Origin of the sequence: Streptomyces lunaelactis (assembly GCF_003054555.1) — a bacterium.
Lineage (GTDB): Bacteria > Actinomycetota > Actinomycetes > Streptomycetales > Streptomycetaceae > Streptomyces > Streptomyces lunaelactis.
This window is the reverse complement of record NZ_CP026304.1, coordinates 3,918,731-3,937,334: the sequence shown is the minus strand read 5'-3', so window position 1 is coordinate 3,937,334 and position 18,604 is coordinate 3,918,731. Positions and strand designations below refer to the sequence as shown.

General features: G+C 71.3%; 20 protein-coding genes. 6 read left to right on the top strand and 14 right to left on the bottom strand.

The window, feature by feature from the left end; all coding sequences use genetic code 11:
* Positions 1–83: 83 nt before the first annotated feature.
* A complete protein-coding gene (locus SLUN_RS42070; protein ID WP_108149430.1) occupies positions 84–467 on the top strand; it encodes a cold-shock protein in 384 nt (127 codons plus the stop codon).
* 14 nt (positions 468–481) lie between these two features.
* Here SLUN_RS42070 and SLUN_RS17815 read toward each other — a convergent pair whose 3' ends face one another.
* The 4 genes from SLUN_RS17815 to SLUN_RS17800 all read right to left on the bottom strand — a co-directional run bounded on the left by SLUN_RS17815 (position 482) and on the right by SLUN_RS17800 (position 4,062).
* Positions 482–1,321: a 1,4-dihydroxy-6-naphtoate synthase gene (locus SLUN_RS17815; protein WP_175257672.1), complete on the bottom strand. Its 840-nt coding sequence runs from the start codon at positions 1,319–1,321 to the stop codon at positions 482–484.
* Positions 1,318–2,055 carry a futalosine hydrolase gene (locus SLUN_RS17810; RefSeq protein ID WP_108149429.1) on the bottom strand — a complete coding sequence of 246 codons (738 nt, stop codon included), beginning with the start codon at positions 2,053–2,055 and terminating at the stop codon, positions 1,318–1,320. The genes SLUN_RS17815 and SLUN_RS17810 overlap by 4 nt, the downstream gene beginning before the upstream one ends.
* Positions 2,056–2,071: 16 nt before the next feature.
* A complete protein-coding gene (locus SLUN_RS17805; RefSeq protein WP_108149428.1) occupies positions 2,072–2,551 on the bottom strand; it encodes a DUF2771 domain-containing protein in 480 nt (159 codons plus the stop codon).
* Between the two features lie 161 nt (positions 2,552–2,712).
* Entirely contained in the window at positions 2,713–4,062 is a 1,350-nt protein-coding gene (locus SLUN_RS17800) for an MFS transporter (protein ID WP_108149427.1), read from the bottom strand.
* 301 nt (positions 4,063–4,363) lie between these two features.
* On the opposite strand from SLUN_RS17800, the gene SLUN_RS17790 reads away from it, so the two are divergent.
* From SLUN_RS17790 to SLUN_RS17780, 3 genes are all read left to right on the top strand, one after another.
* Positions 4,364–5,308 carry a DUF3027 domain-containing protein gene (locus SLUN_RS17790; RefSeq protein ID WP_108149426.1) on the top strand — a complete coding sequence of 315 codons (945 nt, stop codon included), beginning with the start codon at positions 4,364–4,366 and terminating at the stop codon, positions 5,306–5,308.
* A 109-nt stretch (positions 5,309–5,417) separates the two neighbouring features.
* Entirely contained in the window at positions 5,418–8,591 is a 3,174-nt protein-coding gene (locus tag SLUN_RS17785; RefSeq protein ID WP_108149425.1) for a sacsin N-terminal ATP-binding-like domain-containing protein, read from the top strand.
* A gap of 72 nt (positions 8,592–8,663) precedes the next feature.
* Positions 8,664–9,191 (top strand): YcxB family protein, encoded by a 528-nt coding sequence (locus SLUN_RS17780; protein ID WP_159100281.1) that lies wholly within the window; start codon positions 8,664–8,666, stop codon positions 9,189–9,191.
* 81 nt (positions 9,192–9,272) lie between these two features.
* Here SLUN_RS17780 and SLUN_RS17775 read toward each other — a convergent pair whose 3' ends face one another.
* From SLUN_RS17775 to SLUN_RS17750, 6 genes are all read right to left on the bottom strand, one after another.
* Positions 9,273–10,769 carry a glycosyltransferase family 2 protein gene (locus SLUN_RS17775; RefSeq protein WP_108149423.1) on the bottom strand — a complete coding sequence of 499 codons (1,497 nt, stop codon included), beginning with the start codon at positions 10,767–10,769 and terminating at the stop codon, positions 9,273–9,275.
* On the bottom strand, positions 10,766–11,857 hold the full coding sequence (locus SLUN_RS17770) for a HEAT repeat domain-containing protein (RefSeq protein WP_159100280.1): 1,092 nt from the start codon (positions 11,855–11,857) through the stop codon (positions 10,766–10,768). Before SLUN_RS17770 ends, SLUN_RS17775 begins: the two co-directional genes overlap by 4 nt.
* A 441-nt stretch (positions 11,858–12,298) precedes the next feature.
* Complete coding sequence (locus tag SLUN_RS17765) at positions 12,299–12,445, bottom strand: hypothetical protein (RefSeq protein WP_254708662.1); 147 nt, start codon at positions 12,443–12,445, stop codon at positions 12,299–12,301.
* A complete protein-coding gene (locus tag SLUN_RS17760) occupies positions 12,439–13,335 on the bottom strand; it encodes a hypothetical protein (RefSeq protein ID WP_108149421.1) in 897 nt (298 codons plus the stop codon). Before SLUN_RS17760 ends, SLUN_RS17765 begins: the two co-directional genes overlap by 7 nt.
* Positions 13,336–13,610: 275 nt before the next feature.
* The gene (locus SLUN_RS41250) at positions 13,611–13,739 is read right to left on the bottom strand and encodes a DUF397 domain-containing protein (RefSeq protein WP_257153921.1); all 129 of its coding nucleotides are present in this window, start codon (positions 13,737–13,739) and stop codon (positions 13,611–13,613) included.
* Positions 13,702–14,616 carry a helix-turn-helix domain-containing protein gene (locus tag SLUN_RS17750; RefSeq protein ID WP_108149419.1) on the bottom strand — a complete coding sequence of 305 codons (915 nt, stop codon included), beginning with the start codon at positions 14,614–14,616 and terminating at the stop codon, positions 13,702–13,704. The genes SLUN_RS41250 and SLUN_RS17750 overlap by 38 nt, the downstream gene beginning before the upstream one ends.
* A gap of 178 nt (positions 14,617–14,794) precedes the next feature.
* On the opposite strand from SLUN_RS17750, the gene SLUN_RS17745 reads away from it, so the two are divergent.
* Entirely contained in the window at positions 14,795–15,346 is a 552-nt protein-coding gene (locus tag SLUN_RS17745; RefSeq protein WP_257153751.1) for an ATP-binding protein, read from the top strand.
* A gap of 58 nt (positions 15,347–15,404) precedes the next feature.
* On the opposite strand, the gene SLUN_RS17740 is transcribed toward SLUN_RS17745, so the two are convergent.
* From SLUN_RS17740 to SLUN_RS17730, 3 genes are all read right to left on the bottom strand, one after another.
* Entirely contained in the window at positions 15,405–15,725 is a 321-nt protein-coding gene (locus SLUN_RS17740; RefSeq protein WP_108149418.1) for a transcriptional regulator, read from the bottom strand.
* Positions 15,722–16,213 (bottom strand): hypothetical protein, encoded by a 492-nt coding sequence (locus SLUN_RS17735; protein WP_108149417.1) that lies wholly within the window; start codon positions 16,211–16,213, stop codon positions 15,722–15,724. The genes SLUN_RS17740 and SLUN_RS17735 overlap by 4 nt, the downstream gene beginning before the upstream one ends.
* Positions 16,214–16,316: 103 nt before the next feature.
* Positions 16,317–16,700 carry a winged helix-turn-helix transcriptional regulator gene (locus tag SLUN_RS17730; RefSeq protein WP_442759037.1) on the bottom strand — a complete coding sequence of 128 codons (384 nt, stop codon included), beginning with the start codon at positions 16,698–16,700 and terminating at the stop codon, positions 16,317–16,319.
* Between the two features lie 206 nt (positions 16,701–16,906).
* Between SLUN_RS17730 and SLUN_RS17725 the strand changes: the two genes are divergently transcribed.
* Positions 16,907–17,395 (top strand): luciferase domain-containing protein, encoded by a 489-nt coding sequence (locus SLUN_RS17725; protein WP_108149415.1) that lies wholly within the window; start codon positions 16,907–16,909, stop codon positions 17,393–17,395.
* 253 nt (positions 17,396–17,648) lie between these two features.
* On the opposite strand, the gene SLUN_RS17720 is transcribed toward SLUN_RS17725, so the two are convergent.
* Entirely contained in the window at positions 17,649–18,578 is a 930-nt protein-coding gene (locus SLUN_RS17720) for a DMT family transporter (protein WP_108149414.1), read from the bottom strand.
* Between the last annotated feature and the right edge of the window lie 26 nt (positions 18,579–18,604).

Here is an 18,604-nt window from a genome sequence, read left to right as displayed (position 1 = left end):
GGCGACCCGCTGTAGTGCTATCCAGAGCCGTTTTGCGGTGCCCAAGTTCCGGTGCCCCAACGAGTACGAGGACGAGGACAGACGTGCCTACCGGCAAGGTCAAGTGGTTCAACAGTGAGAAGGGCTTCGGCTTTCTCTCCCGTGACGACGGCGGCGACGTCTTCGTTCACTCGTCGGTGCTCCCCGCAGGGGTCGACGCGCTCAAGCCGGGCCAGCGCGTCGAGTTCGGCGTAGTGGCGGGACAGCGTGGTGACCAGGCGCTTTCGGTGACAGTTCTCGACCCGGCGCCGTCCGTGGCGGCGGCCCAGCGGCGCAAGCCGGACGAGCTGGCGTCCATCGTGCAGGATCTGACGACCCTGCTGGAGAACATCACGCCGATGCTGGAGCGCGGCCGGTACCCCGACAAGGTGCACGGCGCGAAGATCGCCGGCCTGCTGCGGGCGGTGGCGGACCAGCTCGACGTGTAGCCCGCTGCAGCCAGCTAGACGAATCGCAGCGCATCGCGGCCGAGGGGCGGTACGAGCCCCTCGGCCGCGGCGCGTGTCAGCAGTCCCCGTACCGCCGCGTAGCCGTCGTCACCGAGGCCCGCGGTGAACTCATTGACGTAGAGCCCGATGTGCTGGTCGGCCACGGCCGGGTCCATCTCCTGCGCGTGCTCCAGTACGTACGGGCGGGAGGCCTCCGGGTCGTCCCACGCCATACGAACCGACGTACGCGCGGATTCGGCCAGCAGCCTCAGCGTCTCGGCGCCCAGCGACCGCTTGGCGATGATCGCGCCCAGCGGGATGGGGAGGCCGGTCGTCGACTCCCAGTGCTCGCCCATGTCCGCGAGCGAGTGGAGTCCGTACTGCTGATACGTGAACCGGGCCTCGTGGATGACGAGTCCGGCGTCGACCTTGCCGTCGCGCACCGCCGGCATGATCTCGTGGAACGGCATCACGACGACCTCGCCGACGCCTTCCGGAACCACGTCGGCCGCCCACAGCCGGAACAGCAGATACGCCGTCGAGCGCTCGCTCGGTACGGCGACGGTCCTGCCGGTGAGGTCGGTCCCGGGCTCCTTGGTCAGCACGAGCGGACCGCAGCCGCGGCCGAGCGCGCCGCCGCAGGGGAGCAGGGTGTACTCGTCCATGACCCACGGCAGTACGGCGTACGAGACCTTCAGCACGTCGAACTCGCCGCGCTCCGCCATGCCGTTGGTGATGTCGATGTCCGCGAAGGTCACATCGAGCGCGGGCGCGCCGGGCACCCTGCCGTGTGCCCAGGCGTCGAAGACGAACGTGTCGTTCGGGCACGGCGAGTACGCGATCTGCACGGTCACGGCGACTCCTCGAGGACTGGGGTGAGCAGCTGGAACGCGTACCGAAGCGAGTCCAGAGCCAGGCCGATGCGCCAGGCGGCACGGTCGCGCGGGCCGACGGCGTTGGAGATCGCGCGGATCTCGAGGACGGGGAGCGCGTGGGCGGCGGCTGCCTCGGCGACCCCGAAGCCCTCCATGGCCTCGGCGGCGGCGCGGGGGTGACGGGCGCTCAGCTCGGCGGCGCGGGCGGCGGTGCCGGTCACCGTCGAGACGGTGAGGACCGGCGCGTACAGAGAGTTGAGCGTCTTGGCGATGCGGGCGGCGAGCTCGCCCGGCGGCCGGTGGGTGGAGCGCCCGAAGCCCAGCTCGTCGACGGGGAGATAGCCGTCGGGGGTCTCGGCGCCGAGGTCGGCGGCGACGATCGCGTCGGCGACGACGACGGAGCCGATGGGGGCGTGGGGCCGGAAGCCGCCGCCGATCCCGGCGGAGACGACGAGGTCGTACGTGTCCAGGGCGAGCGCGGTGGCGGTGCCGGCCGCGGCGGCCGCGGGTCCGACTCCGGCCGCGAGCACGTCCACGACGGGGGTGTGCGCGGACGGGGGCCGGGGCGTCGCGCCGGGCGGCGGGATGGTGCGGGCGTGGCGGGCGAGCGTGTACCCGCCGGGCAGCGGGCGTGTGTCGCTGACGAGACCGGTGAGTCCGGCGGCGACGGCTTCCGCCTCCGCCGCCACCGCGGTCACCACCAGTACGCGCACGTCACAGCCTTCCGGCTCAGGAGGCCTTCTCGAACTGGAAGTGCCAGATGCCGATGACCTTCTTGCCCTTGGTCTCCATGATGCTCACGGCGGTCTTGCTGGTCGGCTCACCGGTCTGTGAGGAGAAGAAGGCGTTGCCGGGGATGGTCCGGTAGGAGTTCTTGTACGGCTCCTGCTCGACGGGCTGGCCGCCGAAGAGAAGCGTCCACCCGTTGTCCGCGATCTCCGGGTCGACGCCCATGCGGACCTTGTCGTCGAAGGCGACCTTGATGGTCTTGGCGGGCTTCTCGGTGAGGCAGCCCTGCAGCAGCGATTCCTTGATCGCCTTGCCGTCGTTGTAGCAGGCCGCCTCGGTGTGGACCGAGTCCGTCCCGACCGTCACGGTCGCGAGCGGTGTCGGCTTGTCGCAGGCGGAGAGTACGAGGAGCCCGGCGGAGACGGCACCGAGAGCGGCAGCGGCCCGGCGGCGCTTGCCCGAGAAGAACGCAACGGTCATGGCCCGAAGGCTATCGGGCGCGGGTGGCTCCGCCACGCGGGGGTCCTCCGCGCGTCGCGCCCCGGGGGGCTCCGCCGCCCCGGCCCACCGCGCCTCAATCGCCGGCGGGGCCGACAACGTCAGCGCCGCCGGCGATTGAGGACACGGCCGAAGGCCGTATCTCACGCCACCTTCGGCCGCGGCTTGCTGCCGTGGCGGGCCGCGCCCAGCAAGCCGCGGACCGACACCAGCGCGCCGAGGCCGACGATGCCCGCCGCCACCGACATACCCAGCGCACCGTTCAGCGGCAGTGCGATGCCGATCGCGCCGCCCGCCACCCACGCCATCTGGAGCAGCGTCTCCGAGCGCGCGAACGCCGACGTACGCACCTGCTCCGGCACGTCCCGCTGGATCAGCGCGTCCAGGGACAGCTTCGCCAGCGCCTGCGAGAAGCCCGCCACCGCACCCAGTACCGCCACCATGCCCGCGCCGAAGAACACCGCCGCGGTGATCGTCGCGGCCAGCACCAGACCCAGCACAGTCGCGATGATCAGTTCGGGGCCGCGGGCCCTGAGCCAGGAGCCGACCGCCGTGCCCAGCGCGTTGCCCACGCCCGCCGCGACGCCCACTATGCCGAGCGACACCGCCGGGCTCTGCCCGGCCAGCGGATGCTCGCGCAGCAGGAACGCCAGGAAGAAGATCAGGAAGCCGGAGAGCGCGCGGAAGGAGGCATTCGCCTGGAGCCCGTGCAGTACGGAGGGGCCGACCGTGCGTAGGCTCGGCTTCGTCTCGCCGTGCGTGAGCATGTGCGCCTTGCGCTCGCCCTTCGCCGAGTCGACCTTGGCCGGCATCGTGAACGCCCAGTACGCCCCCAGCAGGAACAGCGCGCACGCCCCGTACAGCGGCCACTCGGGCCCGACCCGCTGCAGCCCCACCCCGATCGGCGCCGCCACGCCCGTCGCCACCAGTCCCGCCAGGGTCACCCGGGAATTCGCCTTCACCAGGGAGAAGCCCGGTGGCAGCAGCCGCGGCACGACCGCGCTGCGCACCACCCCGTACGCCTTCGACGCGACGAGCACGCCCAGCGCCGCCGGGTACAGCTCGAGACCGCCCGTCGCCACCACGCCCGACATCGTCACCGCGAGCAGCGCACGCGCGAACATCGCGCCCGCCATCGCCGCGCGCCTGCCGTGCGGGATGCGGTCGAGCAGCGGGCCGATGACCGGGGCCAGCAGGGTGAAGGGCAGCATCGTGACGGCCAGATAGAGCGCGACCCGGCCGCGTGCCTCGTCCGTCGGTACGGAGAAGAAGACCGTGGACGCCAGCGCGACGGTGATCATGACATCGCCCGCGCCGTTCACTGCATGCAGCTCGATCAGCTTGCCCAGGCCCGACTCGCCCGCGCCGTGCGCGTGCGTCGCCTTGCGGATGCCGCGCGCCGTCCCGGTGAAGGGAAGATGCAGGGCGCGACCGATCGCCCGGCCTGCTCTTCCGAGCGGCCCGGCTCCCTCGGACGACCTCGCGGCTGCCACCCCGTCATAGTGCCCCAACCCCTGCCGAGGCGAACCGTGATGCGGGGTTGTTCGCCCCTTGTTGGGGCGGGCAGGTGGGCGAGGAGCGGCAGAGGGGGTAGCGTGCGTAGCGCGCCACCGGCGGTTGTTCTCGGCCGCGCGCCTGTTCGGCATCCCGCAGAATGGATGACGGTAGGTGTGCCCGAGACAGGTTGGTCCGGGCGCGGACGTCGATGCGGCCCTCCGGTCCGCTCCGCCTGCGCCTCGTCCCTCGGAATCGGCCGGCGCACCCGTGAGACGGCGTAGGAGAGAAGCGAGACCTGTGAGTGCTGCGACGACGCGAAGCCGAACCCCTGACCGCCTGTGCGCCGAGGCGGTAGACCTTGCCCGGGAGGCGGCCGAAGAGGCCGCTGCCCCTGGAGTGGTCGGCGAGCACGTGTCCCTTGTCTCGGAGGGTGACCGTGTAGTCACGCACTTCTTCGAGTGCAAGGAACCGGGCTACCGGGGCTGGCGCTGGGCGGTGACCGTGACGCGGGCCTCCCGCGCCAAGAACGTCACGCTCGACGAGACTGTCCTGTTGCCGGGAGCCGACGCCCTGCTGGCGCCCGAGTGGGTGCCCTGGAGCGAGCGGCTGCGGCCCGGCGACATGGGCCCCGGCGATCTGCTGCCCACCGAGGCCGAGGATCTGCGGCTGGAGCCCGGCTTCACCGGCGAGGATGTTCCCCCGCCGAATTCCGTGATCGCCGACGCCGCGCCGTCCCACGATCTCGCCGAGCGCGTGGAGGCCGAGGACGCGGAGCTCACCGACCGCAGGCCCGGCACGGATGCCACCATCGACAACGGCCGCGGGGCCATCGCGGCGCTCGCGGAGGAGCTCGGCATGCGCCGGGCCCGCGTGCTGTCCCGGTACGGGCTGCACATCGCCGCGGACCGCTGGGACGAGGCCTTCGGCGCCAAGACGCCGATGGCCCAGGCAGCTCCTGCCGCCTGTGTGACCTGCGGTTTCCTGGTTCCGATGGCGGGCTCCCTGCGGCAGGCCTTCGGCGTCTGCGCGAACGAGTTCTCGCCGGCTGACGGGCACGTGGTGTCCCTCACGTACGGCTGCGGCGGTCACTCCGAGGCGGCCGTGATGCCGAAGCCGCCGACGCCGGCGCCGCATGTATTCGACTCGATGGGCACGGACGAGTTCCCGCTGCGCCCCGCCCGCGACAGCGGTTCGGTCTCCTCCGAGCCGGACGGCGCCTCGGAGGATCTCGGCCACTCCTGACTCTTCCTCCCGCAGCTCCGGAGTTCCCGTGGCGTGCTGAGCGAGCCGTACGCGGTACCTTCGGCCGCACAGCAGTACGCGGGTCGACCGGAGAGAGCGGAGTCACAGCGTGGGCGTCAGGACGACCGAGTGGGCCGACCCGTTCGGGACGGCACGGCTGCGGCGCGGCGTGCTCGACGCGTGGGGGGCCAGTCCCGCCCGCTTCCGTGAGGACGCCAACGCCGAGGAGGATCTCGCCCTCGGCGGGTACCGCGACCGCCTCGTCGTCGAGCTCGCGCAGAACGCCGCGGACGCCGCGGCCCGCGCCGGGGTGCCCGGCCGGCTACGGCTGACCCTGCGGCCGGGCACGGGCGACGCCGCATCCAACAGCGGCTTCGCCGCGGGTCCCGTACTCGCCGCCGCGAACACCGGAGCGCCGCTGGACGCGACCGGCGTCGAATCCCTGAGCACCCTGCGCGCCTCGGCCAAACGCGAGGGCCACGAGGCCGCCGTCGGCCGCTTCGGCGTCGGCTTCGCCGCCGTACTCGCGGTGAGCGACGAGCCCGCCGTCATCGGGCGGCACGGAGGCGTGCGCTGGTCCCTCGCCGAGGCCAGGGGACTGGCCGGGGAGGCGGCCCAGGCGAGTCCCGGCCTCGGCGACGAGCTGCGCCGCCGCGACGGGCACGTACCGCTGCTGCGGCTGCCGCTGCCCGCCGAGGGAACGGCTCCCGAGGGGTACGACACCGTGGTCGTGCTGCCCCTGCGGGACGGGGCCGCGGTCGACCTGGTGGAGCGGCTGCTCGCCGGGATCGACGACGCGCTGCTCCTCGCACTGGCCGGACTGACCGAGATCGTCGTCGAAACCCCGGCCGGCGTACGGGTGTTGAGGCGCTCCACGCACGGTGCGTACGTCCACATCGAGGACAGCGAGCAGGGCGACCGGCGCTGGAGGGTCGTCAGCCACGGCGGCGGCATCGAGCCGGCGCTGCTCGCGGACCGTCCCGTCGAGGAGCGGCTGCGGCCGTACTGGACGGTCACCTGGGCGGTGCCCGTGGACGACGGGGGGGCGCCGGCCCGGCCGCGTACGGCCCCCGTGGTGCACGCGCCCACGCCCACCGACGAACCGCTCGGCGTGCCCGCGCTGCTGATCGCCTCGCTGCCCCTGGACACGACCCGCCGCCACCCGGCGCCGGGGCCGCTCACGGACTTCCTGGTGCGCAAGGCGGCGGACGCGTACGCGGAACTCCTCGGCAGCTGGCAGCCGGTGACCGTCGGCACCATCGACCTCGTGCCGGGTCCGCTGGGCAAGGGCGAGCTGGACGGGGTGCTGCGGGCGGCGATCCTGGAGCGGCTGCCGCGTGTCGCGTTCCTGGAGGCGGCGGCGCCGCGCGATGTGTCCGGCGAGGACACGGGTCTGCCGGACCGCGAGATCTCCGCGGGACTGCGGCCGATCGAGGCGGAGGTCCTGGAGGACGCGGGCGCCGAGACCGTCCGCGTACTGGCCGAGGTGCTGCCGAGCCTGCTGCCCGCGGGGCTCGAGCGCCGCGTGGAGCTGCGGACGCTCGGGGTCGCGCGGGTGCCGCTGACCGAGGCGATCGACCGGCTCGCCGGCCTTGAGCGCGAGCCCGGCTGGTGGCAGCGGCTGTACGACAGCCTCGCCGGGGTCGACCCGGACCGGCTGTCCGGACTTCCGGTGCCGCTCGCCGACGGGCGTACGACGATCGGGCCCCGCCAGACGCTGCTGCCGCTGGCCGAGACGCCGCCGCAGCTGGCCCGGCTCGGGCTGAAGGTGGTCCACCCCGACGCGGCTCATCCGCTGCTGGAGAAGCTGGGCGCGCTGCCGGCGACGCCGCGCGCCGTGCTGACGACGCCGCAGGTGCGGATGGCGGTGGCCGGTTCGCTGGACGCGGGCGAGGTCTGGGACGAGGACGCGGACACGCTGGACGCGGACGAGCTCGCCGAGACGGTGCTGGCGCTGGTACGGGACGCGGGCATCGAGCCCGGCGACGAACCGTGGCTGGGCGCGCTGGCGCTGCCGGACGACGAGGGCGAACTGGCGCCCGCCGGTGAGCTGGTGCTGCCGGGCAGCCCGTTCGCGTCCGTGATGCGCGAGGACGAACTGGCGCTCTGCGACGGCGACCTGGCCGAACGGTGGGGCGAGCAGCCGCTGGCCGCGTGCGGTGTGCTGGCGAACTTCGCGCTCGTACGGGCCACGGATGTGGTCCTCGACCCCGATGAACTGGAGCCCCGCGAGGGGGACTTCGCCGAGCCCGACGACGCTGGTCTGCTGGACGCGGTCGACGTGTGGTGCGAGGACGTGCTCGACCGGCTGCCACAGACGCCGGTGCCGCCGGTCGCGACGGAGATCGTCGCGGTACGGGATCTGGACCTGGTGGACGACGACTGCTGGCCGAAGGCGCTGGCCCTGCTGGCGCAGCCGCCGCTGCGGGATGCGCTGATCCAGCCCGTACGGATCCTGCTTCCGGACGGGACGACGGAGTCGGTGCGCCCGTACACGGCGTGGTGGCTGCGGGACCATCCGGTGCTGGACGGCCGGCGCCCGGCGGGCCTGCGGGCGGCGGGCGCGGACCCGCTGCTGGAGGGCCTGTACGAGTCGGTCGACACCACGGGCTTCGACGACGTCGAGGTCCTGCGTGCGCTCGGAGTCCGCACCTCGGTCCCGGCGCTGCTCGACGAGCCGGGCGGCGGGGCGGAGCTTCTCGGCCGCCTCTCCGATCCCGCCCGCTCCGTGTCCGGGACCCAACTCCACGCCCTGTACACGGCGTTGGCGTACCTCGACCCGCAGGAGGTCACACTGCCGGACGAGCTGCGGGCGGTGGTGGACGGTGAGGTCCAGGTGGTCGACGCGTCCGAAGCGGTCGTGGCCGATGCCCCCGACCTCCTCCCGCTGACCTCCGGCCTCCCGCTGCTGCCGGTGGCCCCGTCCCGGGCGGCGGAGCTGGCGGAGCTGTTCCAGGTACGCCGCCTGAGCGAGACGGTCCCGGCGGAGGTGACGACGTCGGGCGAGGAACACGAGGTCCCGGACTCGGTCCGCGTCCTGCTCGGCCCGGGCACGCCCGCGACGTACGTCGAGCACGAGGAGCTGGTGGCGGGAGGCGTCGAACTGGACTGGCGCCGCACCCCGGACGGCGTGCTCCACGCCTCGACCCTGGAGGGCGTGGCGGCGGGCCTGGCCTGGGCGGCGGGCCAGTGGCCGCGCCGCTTCGAGGTGGCGGCACTGCTGGAGGACCCGTCCCGCACGGAGGAACTGGCCCGGGACCGCTGGTTCGACGCGACGCCGTAGCCCCCGGGAGTCCGGCTGTCGGAGGGCGCCGCTACGATCGCGGCTCGACGACGGACAACCCGGGGAGTGGGCGTGCAGGCAACGAGCGCAGTGGAGTTGGCCTACCTGCCGACGACCGCGGACGCGGCGGGGGCGATCCGCGCGCGGATGCGGGCCACCCCGGCTGGGCGGCTGCAGAACGGGGTGCTCCTGGCCGGCGCGGTCGTTCTGCTGGGCGCGCTTGCGCTGAACTTCGCGGCGCCGGGGGAGCCCAGTCCCAGGTCGACGGTGGTCTGCCTCGCGGCGCTGGCCCTGATCGGCGGTATGTACGTGCTGGTTCCCACGCTTCAGGCGCGGCAGGTGCACCAGATGGTCGCCCCGCAGGGGGAGTTCCAGGCCGTCGTGGACGACGGCGGGGTGCGGGTCACCTCGCGTGACAGCGAGACGACGTACCGGTGGCCCATGCTCACCCGGTACACGGAGACGGACGCGCTGTTCGTCCTGATGACGCCCGACAAGTACGGCGTCGGCTTGGTCGTCCTCCCCAAGCGAGGCGCCGCGGAACCGGCCGACGTCGAGCGGTTGCGGGCCGTACTCGACCGGAACGCCACCCGGATCTGACCCAAGCGGCAGCCTGCCGTCATGGCCAGGTGCGCTCAAGTCGGTCATGCCGTAGCCGGAGCGCTCGTCCTGGTCATGCGCTCAGGTCGCGGTGCTGTCGCTGGTTTGGGGTTCGGGAACGGCGGCGTGGGTGCCGGAGGTCAGTGGTGAGATGGCCGCTTGTGTAGTGGCGGCGAATCCGCTGCGGGTCATCTCACCCCATACCGGTACCCCGCCGCGCAGGGCGGCCCACCAGCCTTGGAGGCGCCATAGGGCGGTCAGTTGGCGGTAGCCGAGGTTCTCGGCGACGGCGGCTGCGGTGACGCTCGCGAGGTCGGAGAGGTTTTTGTAGCGGTGCAGGCCGAGCTCGTCCAGGAGCAGGGCGAGGAGGGAGATGGCGATGGCGTAGCCGAAGGCGGCGAGCATGAAGAGGATGGCGAATTCGGGGGAGATGACACCGAAGGCGAAGCCGGCGATGACGATGAGCAGTCCGATGGTTTCCACGAGGGGTGCGATGAGTTCGAACAGGATGAAGTAGGGGATCGCGACGGTGCCGATGATGCCGTAGCGGGGCCGCATCATGCCGCGGTGTTGCCGCAGGGTTTCGTAGAGGCCGCGGTGCCAGCGGCGGCGCTGGCGGGCAAGAACCTTGCGAGTGTCGGGTACTTCGGTCCAGCACACCGGTTCGGGAATGAACACCACGCGGTAGGGCCGGCGAGTGTCGCGCATGAGGCGGTGAATACGCACGACGAGTTCGAAGTCTTCGCCGATCGAGTCGGGGTTCAGGCCTCCTGTTTCGACGAGGATGTCGCGCCGGTACAGTCCGAAGGCTCCGGAGATGATGAGCAGCCCGCCCATGCGGGCCCAGCCGGTGCGTCCCATGAGGAAGGCACGCAGGTACTCGACGACCTGGATCCGGGGCAGCCACTTCTTGGGGATGCGGGGTTCGAGGACGCGCCCGTGGCGGACGATGGAGTCGTTGACGGGCCGGATGACGCCGCCTGCGGCGACCACACGCAACGGGTCGTCGGCGAAGGGCTGGCAGATGACAAGCAGCGCGTCGGAGTCCAGCAGGGAATCGGCGTCGACCATGCAGATCAGCGGGTAGCGCGCCAGGTCGATGCCGACGTTCAGGGAGTCGGCTCGCCCGGAGTTCTCCTTGCGGACCACGACCAGCGATTCACCGCGGGTGCTGACATGGACAGAGGTGGGCGCGTTGCGTACGGGGATCTCTCTCGGCTGGACCCGAGTGGCTTGCACCAGGCCGAACGCCTCGCGGAGCCGGTCGAAGGTGCCGTCCTTGGAGCCGTCATCGACCACCACCACTTCATGGACCGGGTAGCGCAGGTCCAGCATTGCCCGGACGCTGTCGACAATGGTGGCTTCCTCGTTGTAGGCGGCAGCCACAATTGAAACCGGCCGGGTGAACGGGCTGACCGCCGAGTCCTCCGTCCCGGCGACGTCCCGACGGCGTGCGTAGTAGGGAATGGCCTTCGCGGCGAGCCCGATCAGTAGCAGGTAGGTGGAGTTCAGGACGAGGAAATAGCCGATGACCAGGTACTGGCTCCACTCCACGACAGCCAGCACGACCGTCCTCATGAGGTGGTCCTGCCGGCTGAACGGCGGAGGCTGAGCTGGGCGAGTGCCTCAGACGCATGCGCTTCTGCCGTCGGCTCATCGCGTACGAGCTGACGCAGTGTCTCTTCTCCCTGCGGGCCCAGGCGCAGCAGTGACTGGGCTGCGGCATGCGCGCTGCGGAAGTGCGGGCGGCCGACCGCACTGGCCAGCGAGACGATGGCACGCCGGTCACCGATGGCTCCCAGGGCCTCGGCTGCTGCGGCGGCCACCCGTGGTGAGGTGTCCGTGCTCAGCATGGTCAACAGCGGACCGACCGCCGAGTGCTCACCCATCTGGCCCAAAGCCTGCGCGGCGCTTGCTCGCACCACACCCTGGTCGTCCCTCAGCGCTTCCAGGAGCTGCGGCACTGCCGCCCGGTCTCCGATCAGGCTGAGCAGTTCCAGTGCCAGCGCGCGGATCTGTAGGTCATCACTGCGCGCCGCCTCCAGCAGTCCGGGCACTGCCGGGAAGGCGATCCGCAGCAGCGCATGGCTCACCAGCCCGGACGCCACCTGGCGGCGCCCGCTCAGATGCCCCAGCAGCGCCCTGGCGCCGGCTTCGTCGCCGAAGCGGCCCAGCGCTCGGACCGCCGCCGCACGCACGGTCGGGTCGGCATCATCCAGCAGGATCTCCAGCGCCTGGCGCGCTCGCGGGCCGACCACCGGATCCTCACGCAACGTCGGCCCGGTCAGGGCCAGCACCCCGGCCGCCCGAGCCCGCCGAACCCGGCCGCGCCGGCCCAGGTCCTCCAGCGCGCGGTCGACGAGCCCCCGCCGCACGAGAACCGCCGTCAGCGCCTCATGTGCCTCCCCTTGCATCTGGGACAGCAGGGACAGCACAGACGGCTCCACCATCCGCCAGGACCGCCGATCCAGCTGAACCAACTGCTCCAGCGCCTCGTCGTCCTCACCGACCGCCGAGGCCAGCACCAGCGGACGCAACTCCTTGACACGCTGGGACTGGAGACGATCCAGCCGGTTCCGCACCATGCGGCAGACGAGCAGAATCAGCACGCAGAACAGGATCAGCACCAAAGACGCGTACAAGGCCACCGTCACCGCGAACGCCATCGCCGGCCGCCCTACCCGACCAGCCGCGGCCCGAGACCTTGGAGGCCTTGGGCCGAGCCGTGGAAGGACACCATGAACCGCCGACCATGCCGCTCGGCTGCCGCTTGTTCGGCCAAGCCCCGCAGGGGCTGCGCGCACAGCGTGGTGGGGCCTTCCCTGGCCTTGACGTGCCACGCAAGAACCGACCCAGCGGCATCCGGCCCCGCACACATCTCGTACATGACCGGCTCCCGTATCGGCAATCGGCGTGCCCTCGTGATCCATGTAACCCCGCATGTGCCTGGACCGAGCTGCTGACCGGAGCCATTCGCATGACAGAACGGCGCCCGCGGCACCGGCTACGAGGCCACCGTCTCTCGAGGTAGGTCTCTGCTCGGGGCCGTCGTGCGGCACACCGGCCCACCGGCCCACCGGCCGCCGGGCAGGCAGAGACCTCGATCCTCAGGGCCAAGTCCGTTCGATGCGGTCCCGCCGTACGGCATACGCGGCGGGACCGCCCTTGTCGACGGCCCGGTACATCGCGCTGCGGTGTGCGTCGAGGCGTTCGACCATCTCGATGCTGCGGAGCTGCTGGGCCGTGCTCAGCATGCCGCGGGCCAGGCATCCGCGAGAGGCGCGGCAGCGTCGGCCTCGGGTGGGCAGTCTCGGCAGCGGCCAGGTTCGGCGGCGCGGAAGGCGCGTTCGCAGCCGCCGTCGCAGGTCTGCCAGGGCAGTACGGCGGGGGCCGTGGCCTGAGCGGGGAGGGGCGGGGGCAGTTCGCGGAGCCGATAGGCCAGGATGCGGTCCGGGCGCGCCCGCAGCGGGTTCGGGAGGCGGGCGGTGAGGTGGCTGGTGATCTCCTCGGGGCTGACGCCTTGCGCGAGCCACTGCGTGACGGCCGGGGCGAGTTGGTCGACCTCTCGGCGGGAGAGGAGCAGCCGGCGGTCGACGATGCGCAGCGAGGCCAGGATCACGAAGGCACGGGGATCCGGTTCCGTGGTGGCGGGAGGCGGCGAGGACTCCGCGTCTGCTGTGGTGTCCGGCGCACGACCCTCCTCGGGCTGTGGCTCGCGTTCGGGCTCCCGCGGAGACGGCTCGGACCGGCGAGGACGCGGTGGCGATGGCGGTAGCGGAGGCTCGGGCTGATCGCCAACCGGCACGTCGTAGAAGAACGTCCGGGTACGGAGCACGCCGCCCAGGCCGCGCTCGCGCCGTCGCTCCAGATAGCCGTCCGCCTCCAACTCCCTGAGCGCCCGGGAGATGAGGATCTCGCCCTCGGTGAAGTGCTCGCACAGCGCGTCGATGCGCACGGGAGCACCGTCCGGCAGCGACAGGATGTACGCCGCGACGCCGACCGTGACCGCGCTTCCGCGGCGCTGCGCAAGGGCGTTGGCGATCACGGTGAAGTCGGCGGTGAGCCGGGTGCGGACGTGGATCACGCCGGAGGTCGGTGCTCCGGCGGGGGCGCGCAGGGGCGCGTTAGACTGCGGTTCAGCCATCGGGAAGTGGATCTCTTCCTGATCGGTGAGGCCCTCGATCGGGATTGCAGTCCCGGCCGGGGGCCGTCATATGTCTGTGGTTGTTGCGGCGAACGTAACCGCCAACTTCCCGCCCCCGCAAGCCAGTCACCCTTCCGGGTGACGAGCGGGAGAGGAGGGAGGGCAGGTGGTTCTTTACCCCAGGTTCTTTGGGGGAGTTCGTGGCCCGCCGGACCCCCGCACACCAGGTTCCGGAGGCTCCGGGAGGCCCACGCCCGCACCGAATCCTGGTCGACTCAGGCTCGGTCGGCGGCCTTCAACTGGTCTATGAACGAGGCCCAGCAGGCTGCCGAGAGGAGCAGCGCGGAACGGTTCGGGGCCTTGCTGTCACGGACGGGCACGACGCCGGGGAATCCGTCCGCCACCTCCACGCAGTCGCCCCCCTCCTGATTGCTGTAGCTGCTGCTGCGCCACACGGCGCCGTTCAGATCGGGACGGGACATTCGCTGCACGGTAGTTGCCCTCCATCACGGACCGGATCATGTCGAGCGACATGAGCGGGGGCAGCGCAGCCGCCCGCAGCCGATCGTAGGTCAGGGCGAGGTCATTGACCTCGGGCGGATCCTCGACAAGCTGGCCGTAATGTGCGCCCTCCGTGTAGGCCACCCTTGTGTCGTCGGGCAGGGACAGCACGGTCAGGGAGCCGCCGAGCGCGTCATGCGCGCCCTGGTCGAAGGGCAGTACCTGCACGGTGATGTGACGCTCCTCCGCCGCCTCCAGCAGCCGCGCCAACTGCGTGCGCATCACGTCCGGTCCGCCGACCGGACGGTGGATCACCGACTCGTCGAGCACCACCCAGAGCTCCGGGCGGTCGGCAGCGTGCAGCCGTTTCTGCCGGGCGAGCCGCGCGGTCACGCGTTCCTCCAACTGCTCCTCGCCCGTCAGCGAGCGGCCGACGCTGAGGAGATCGCGTGCGTACGCCTCGGTCTGCAGAAGACCCGGCACGACATGCGCCGCGTACTGCCCGATGGACACGGCTCGCGCCGAGTGCGCCATGAACGCCCGCGACCAGTCCGGGAATGCCTCCCGGTAGACGTAGGGCCAGAGGTCGACCAGCAGGTTGTCCGCCCCGAGGGCCGCGTCGAGCGCCCGAGCCAGCTCCAGCGTCGGTTTCGCGCCCGACGAGCGCTCGATCTGCGTGATCCGGGTACTCACCACGTGCGTCCGGGCGCCCAGTTCCGCCTGGGTCAGCCCGGCGGCCGTACGGAGTCTGCGGACACGTGAGCCGAAGAGCGCGGCCATTGACTCCTCGGGCTGAATTCCTTTGGCCATGGGCTCACTTCTGTTCCTTACCGCTTGCGATGTAAGGCTTCGTCACCTTCCGAGCGTAGGCGCGCCGGACGATCCTTGAGTACGGAACGTCACGATCCGTACACGCTGCGGGTTGTGCGAAGGATCGACGGACTGGGATGGACGGCACGTGCTGAAGACCATGGCCATGTCGGGCGACGGCCCGGAGCGCGAGACGGAATCGGCCGTAAGGGTGCTGGGAGAGGAAGCGCACGACTCCGTGGCCGAAGGGCCCAAGTTCGCCGCGCAGTTCACCGCCTCGCCCCGAGGGGCGCGGTTCGCTCGGCGGCTCGCCGTGCGGCGCCTGGCCGAATGGGGGTATCCGCCCGCATCGGACGTCTCCTGCACCGTCGCCCTGCTGGTGGCGGAGCTCGCCGCCAACGCCGTGCGCCACGGCCGGGTCCGGGGGCGTGACTTCCACCTCCGTCTGACCTTCGAGGCGTCGGCGCGCCTGATCCGTATCGAGGTCGCGGACGCTTCTCCCGACCAGCCTCCAACCGGGCCCTCGGCGCCTTCCCCCGACGACGAATTGGGCCGCGGTCTGCTCCTTGTGGACGTGCTGGCCGCTCGCTGGGGTGCGACGCCCCGCGTCCCCATCGGCAAAACCGTATGGGCGGAGGTGGCGGTGGGGCTGCCGCTCGGAGCCTCTGCCGACCGTTGGCCGGGCCGGTCCGCGGAGTAGGGTGCCCGACCGTGATCGGGTTGGTCGTGCGCGCCCGGTGCACGTCGCGGGCGCATGATCAGAGAGCCGGATCCGGCGGCCCCACGATCGCCCGCAGCGCCGCAAGGTGCCCCTGGTAGGCATCCCGGCCTCGCCGGGTCAGGCGGAGCCACACGCGCTGCCGGGTGTCGCGGACGGCCTTGCGCTGCTCGACATAGCCGGCGTCCATCAGCACGGTGACGTGCTTGCTCAGCACGGAGGCGGAGACGTCGAGTTGCTTTTGGACCAGGCCGAACTCCGCTTCGCCCGCGGTGTCCAGCAGGGCGCAGATACGCAGCCGGTTCGGGGCGTGGATGGTGGCGTCGAAACCCTCCGGCAGGTCGTGGGTGTCGGCGCTCACGCGGTCTTCCGGTGCAGGCGGACGAAGGCGAGGTGGAAGCCGACGGACACAGCGGCACTGATCAGAGAGGCCACGATCAGCCACACCGGCCATCCCGTGACGCGGAACGCGACCGCTGCCCCCACCAGCAGCACGGGCAGGCCGGCCATGAGCGGCACGGTTGCCCGCTTCGGCAGCACGTCGAACCGCAGCGCCACCCCGGTCTTGTTGCGCCAGGCCTTGGCCGCGACGGCGAAGAGCGTCCCGTACGCCGCGGTGATCGCCAGCATGATGCCCGTCCATGCCAGGCGCGGCAGCAGCCAGTCCGAGTCGGCCATGACACCTCCGTAGGCGATCGGGAGCGCGGCAGCGTAGAGCGTGAGCGTGATGAAGAACCAGTTCGGCCACGGCGTGGCCGACAGTGCTGCGGCGGAGGCCCGGACGTGCTCGGTGTCGGCCAGGGCGGAGCGGGCCTGCTCTGGCGTCAGTCGTACCCCGTTAGTTTCCATATCGGAAAGAGTAGCCGCTAGTTTCCGATACGGAAAGAGACGAGTTTCCGATACGGCAAGCCATTGCGGATGGACACGGCTCGCGCCGAGTGCGCCGGCGGCTTCAGCCTTCGGCCCAGGCTGCTTCCTCCTCCCTCGTGGCGTCGTAGGCGCGACGGGCGGCGATGACCTGCGACAGGTGTGCGTCGGACCAGCCTGTGAGGGAACGGAAGACCGATGTCAGGGTGCGGCCCAGGTCACTGGTCTCGTATTCGACCCGCGGGGGGATCTCGGCGTGGTAGGTGCGGATGACCAGGCCGTCCCGTTCCAGCCGGCGCAGGCGCTGGGTGAGGACCTTGGGGGTGATGGTCGGCACCAGTCGTTGCAGCTCGTTGAAGCGCAGCCGCCCGTGGTGTTCGAGCACCCACAGGATCGGAGTGGTCCAGCGGCTGAACACCAGGTCGATCACCGGGTTGATCGGGCATGCCTGCTCTGCCGGCTCGGTCACGGCATCCTCCATTTACTCCCCCGGCCTGCTCCCCGGCCTCCACGGCACAGGCGCCAGGGCACTTTCCTCAAGGAAACCACTATACCCAGGAAAGTAGCCTGGTGGTGTGTTGAGAACAGCGCACCGGCATCCGCCGGACCGCTGGTGGACCGGACCGTTCCCCTGGCTCGAAGGTGAGCGGCCCCGACACACGAAGGAGGCCCACGATGACGTTCCCGACACTCCCCGCGCGTGAGGGCGACCGGCCCCGGACCGGGCCCGAGGTCCCGCACCTGCAGTTCACCCAGACCAGCCCGCCGCAGCTCAAGGAAGAGCTCCGGCAGTGGATGGCCACCGCGCTGCCCGGCATCGTCCCGGGCCGCAGCGAGATATCCGTCCCCAGCACCTGGGCGGTGTTCCTGAGCGACGTCGCCCCGGCCGAAGGCGCTCGCCTGTTCCTGCCCCGGGGGAACGCGGAGTTCGCGCACCTGCACGCCGACGGCAGCCTCCACCTGGCGCTGGACCCGGCCGACCACGCCGCGTTCCTGGCCTCCGGCTGGGGCGAGAAGCACCCGTACTACGACCGCGGCGTCAACGTCGTCATGTTCTACGCCCCCCGCGACCAGGCCGAACTTGAGGTGGCCAAGAAGGTCATCGCCGCCTCCTACCACTACGCGACCGGCCGCGCTCCGACCGTCACGACCGCTGCGGCCTGACCGTGGCACCTGCCCGGTAGGCAGCCTGCCGGCCGGCCTGCCGCATCCCTGCGGAGGAGTCCCATGCCCAAGATCAGTACAGGGCGAGCCCTGCTGACCCTGACCTCGCTCGCCACGATGAGCCTCGCGTACGTGGATCCAGCGTTGCGAGCTCACTGCGCCTGCCCACTAACGACAGAGTTACTAACACAGATGTTAGTAACGAGAGTGTTCACCAGAACGGGTGAATGATGCACCCTCTCGACCAGGGGGATCAGGCGCTGGTAGGTGTCGTGGTTCGGCATACGGTCTTTGCTTTCGTGGTGGCGGCGCGGTGGGCGCGTTCGATGGCCTGGCCCCAGTAGGTCCCGGCGACCATCAGCACTGCGCCAAGGGCGGCGAGGACGGTGAGCCGTTCGCCGCCGAGGCCGATGCCGATCACGACGGCCCAGACGGGTTCGGTGCCGAGGAGAAGGCTGGCCCGACTGGCAGAGGTGCGTTGTACTGCCCAGGTCTGGGCGAGGAAGGCGAACACGCTGCAGAACAGGGCGAGGTAGACGAGCTGGGCCCACGTCATGGCATCGGTGTGTATGAGGACCGGGAGATGGGCGACGGCCGGCACCAGGAACAGCGCCGAACCGACGACGGTCTGCACGGTTGTCAGGTGGAGCGGACGTAGGTCCCGGCCTGCGGTGAGCCGCCCGACGAGCACGACGTGCACCGCCCGCACCGCAGCTGCGGCGAGCATCAACAGCTCGCCGGCTCCCGGAGTGTGGAGGCCGCTGCCGGACATGAGCAGTCCGACAGCCAGTACGCACACACCCGCGGCGGCGAAGAACCGTGGCGGCAGCCCGCCTCGGCGGCCCGTACGGTCCAGCAGCGGGGTGAGCACAATGGTCAGGCTGATGATCAGGCCGGCGTTGGCCGCACTGGTGTGCGCAACACCGTATGTCTCCAACACCAGGACGGCCGCCTGCGTGACCCCCAGCAGCGACCCGAACCTGATCTCGTCACGGGTGTAGCGGCGGGGCTCCCGACGGGCGGCGACGAAGGCGACACAGGCGAGGGCGGAGATCAGGTACCGCGCGAACAGAATCGCCAGGACCGGCAAGGCCACGGTGGCTGTCTTCGCAGACAGATAGCTGGAACCCCAGACGATGGCGACGAGCAGCAGTACCAGGTCCGTACGGCGGGAATCGGGCATGGCCCCTACGCTGCGCCCCGCAGACA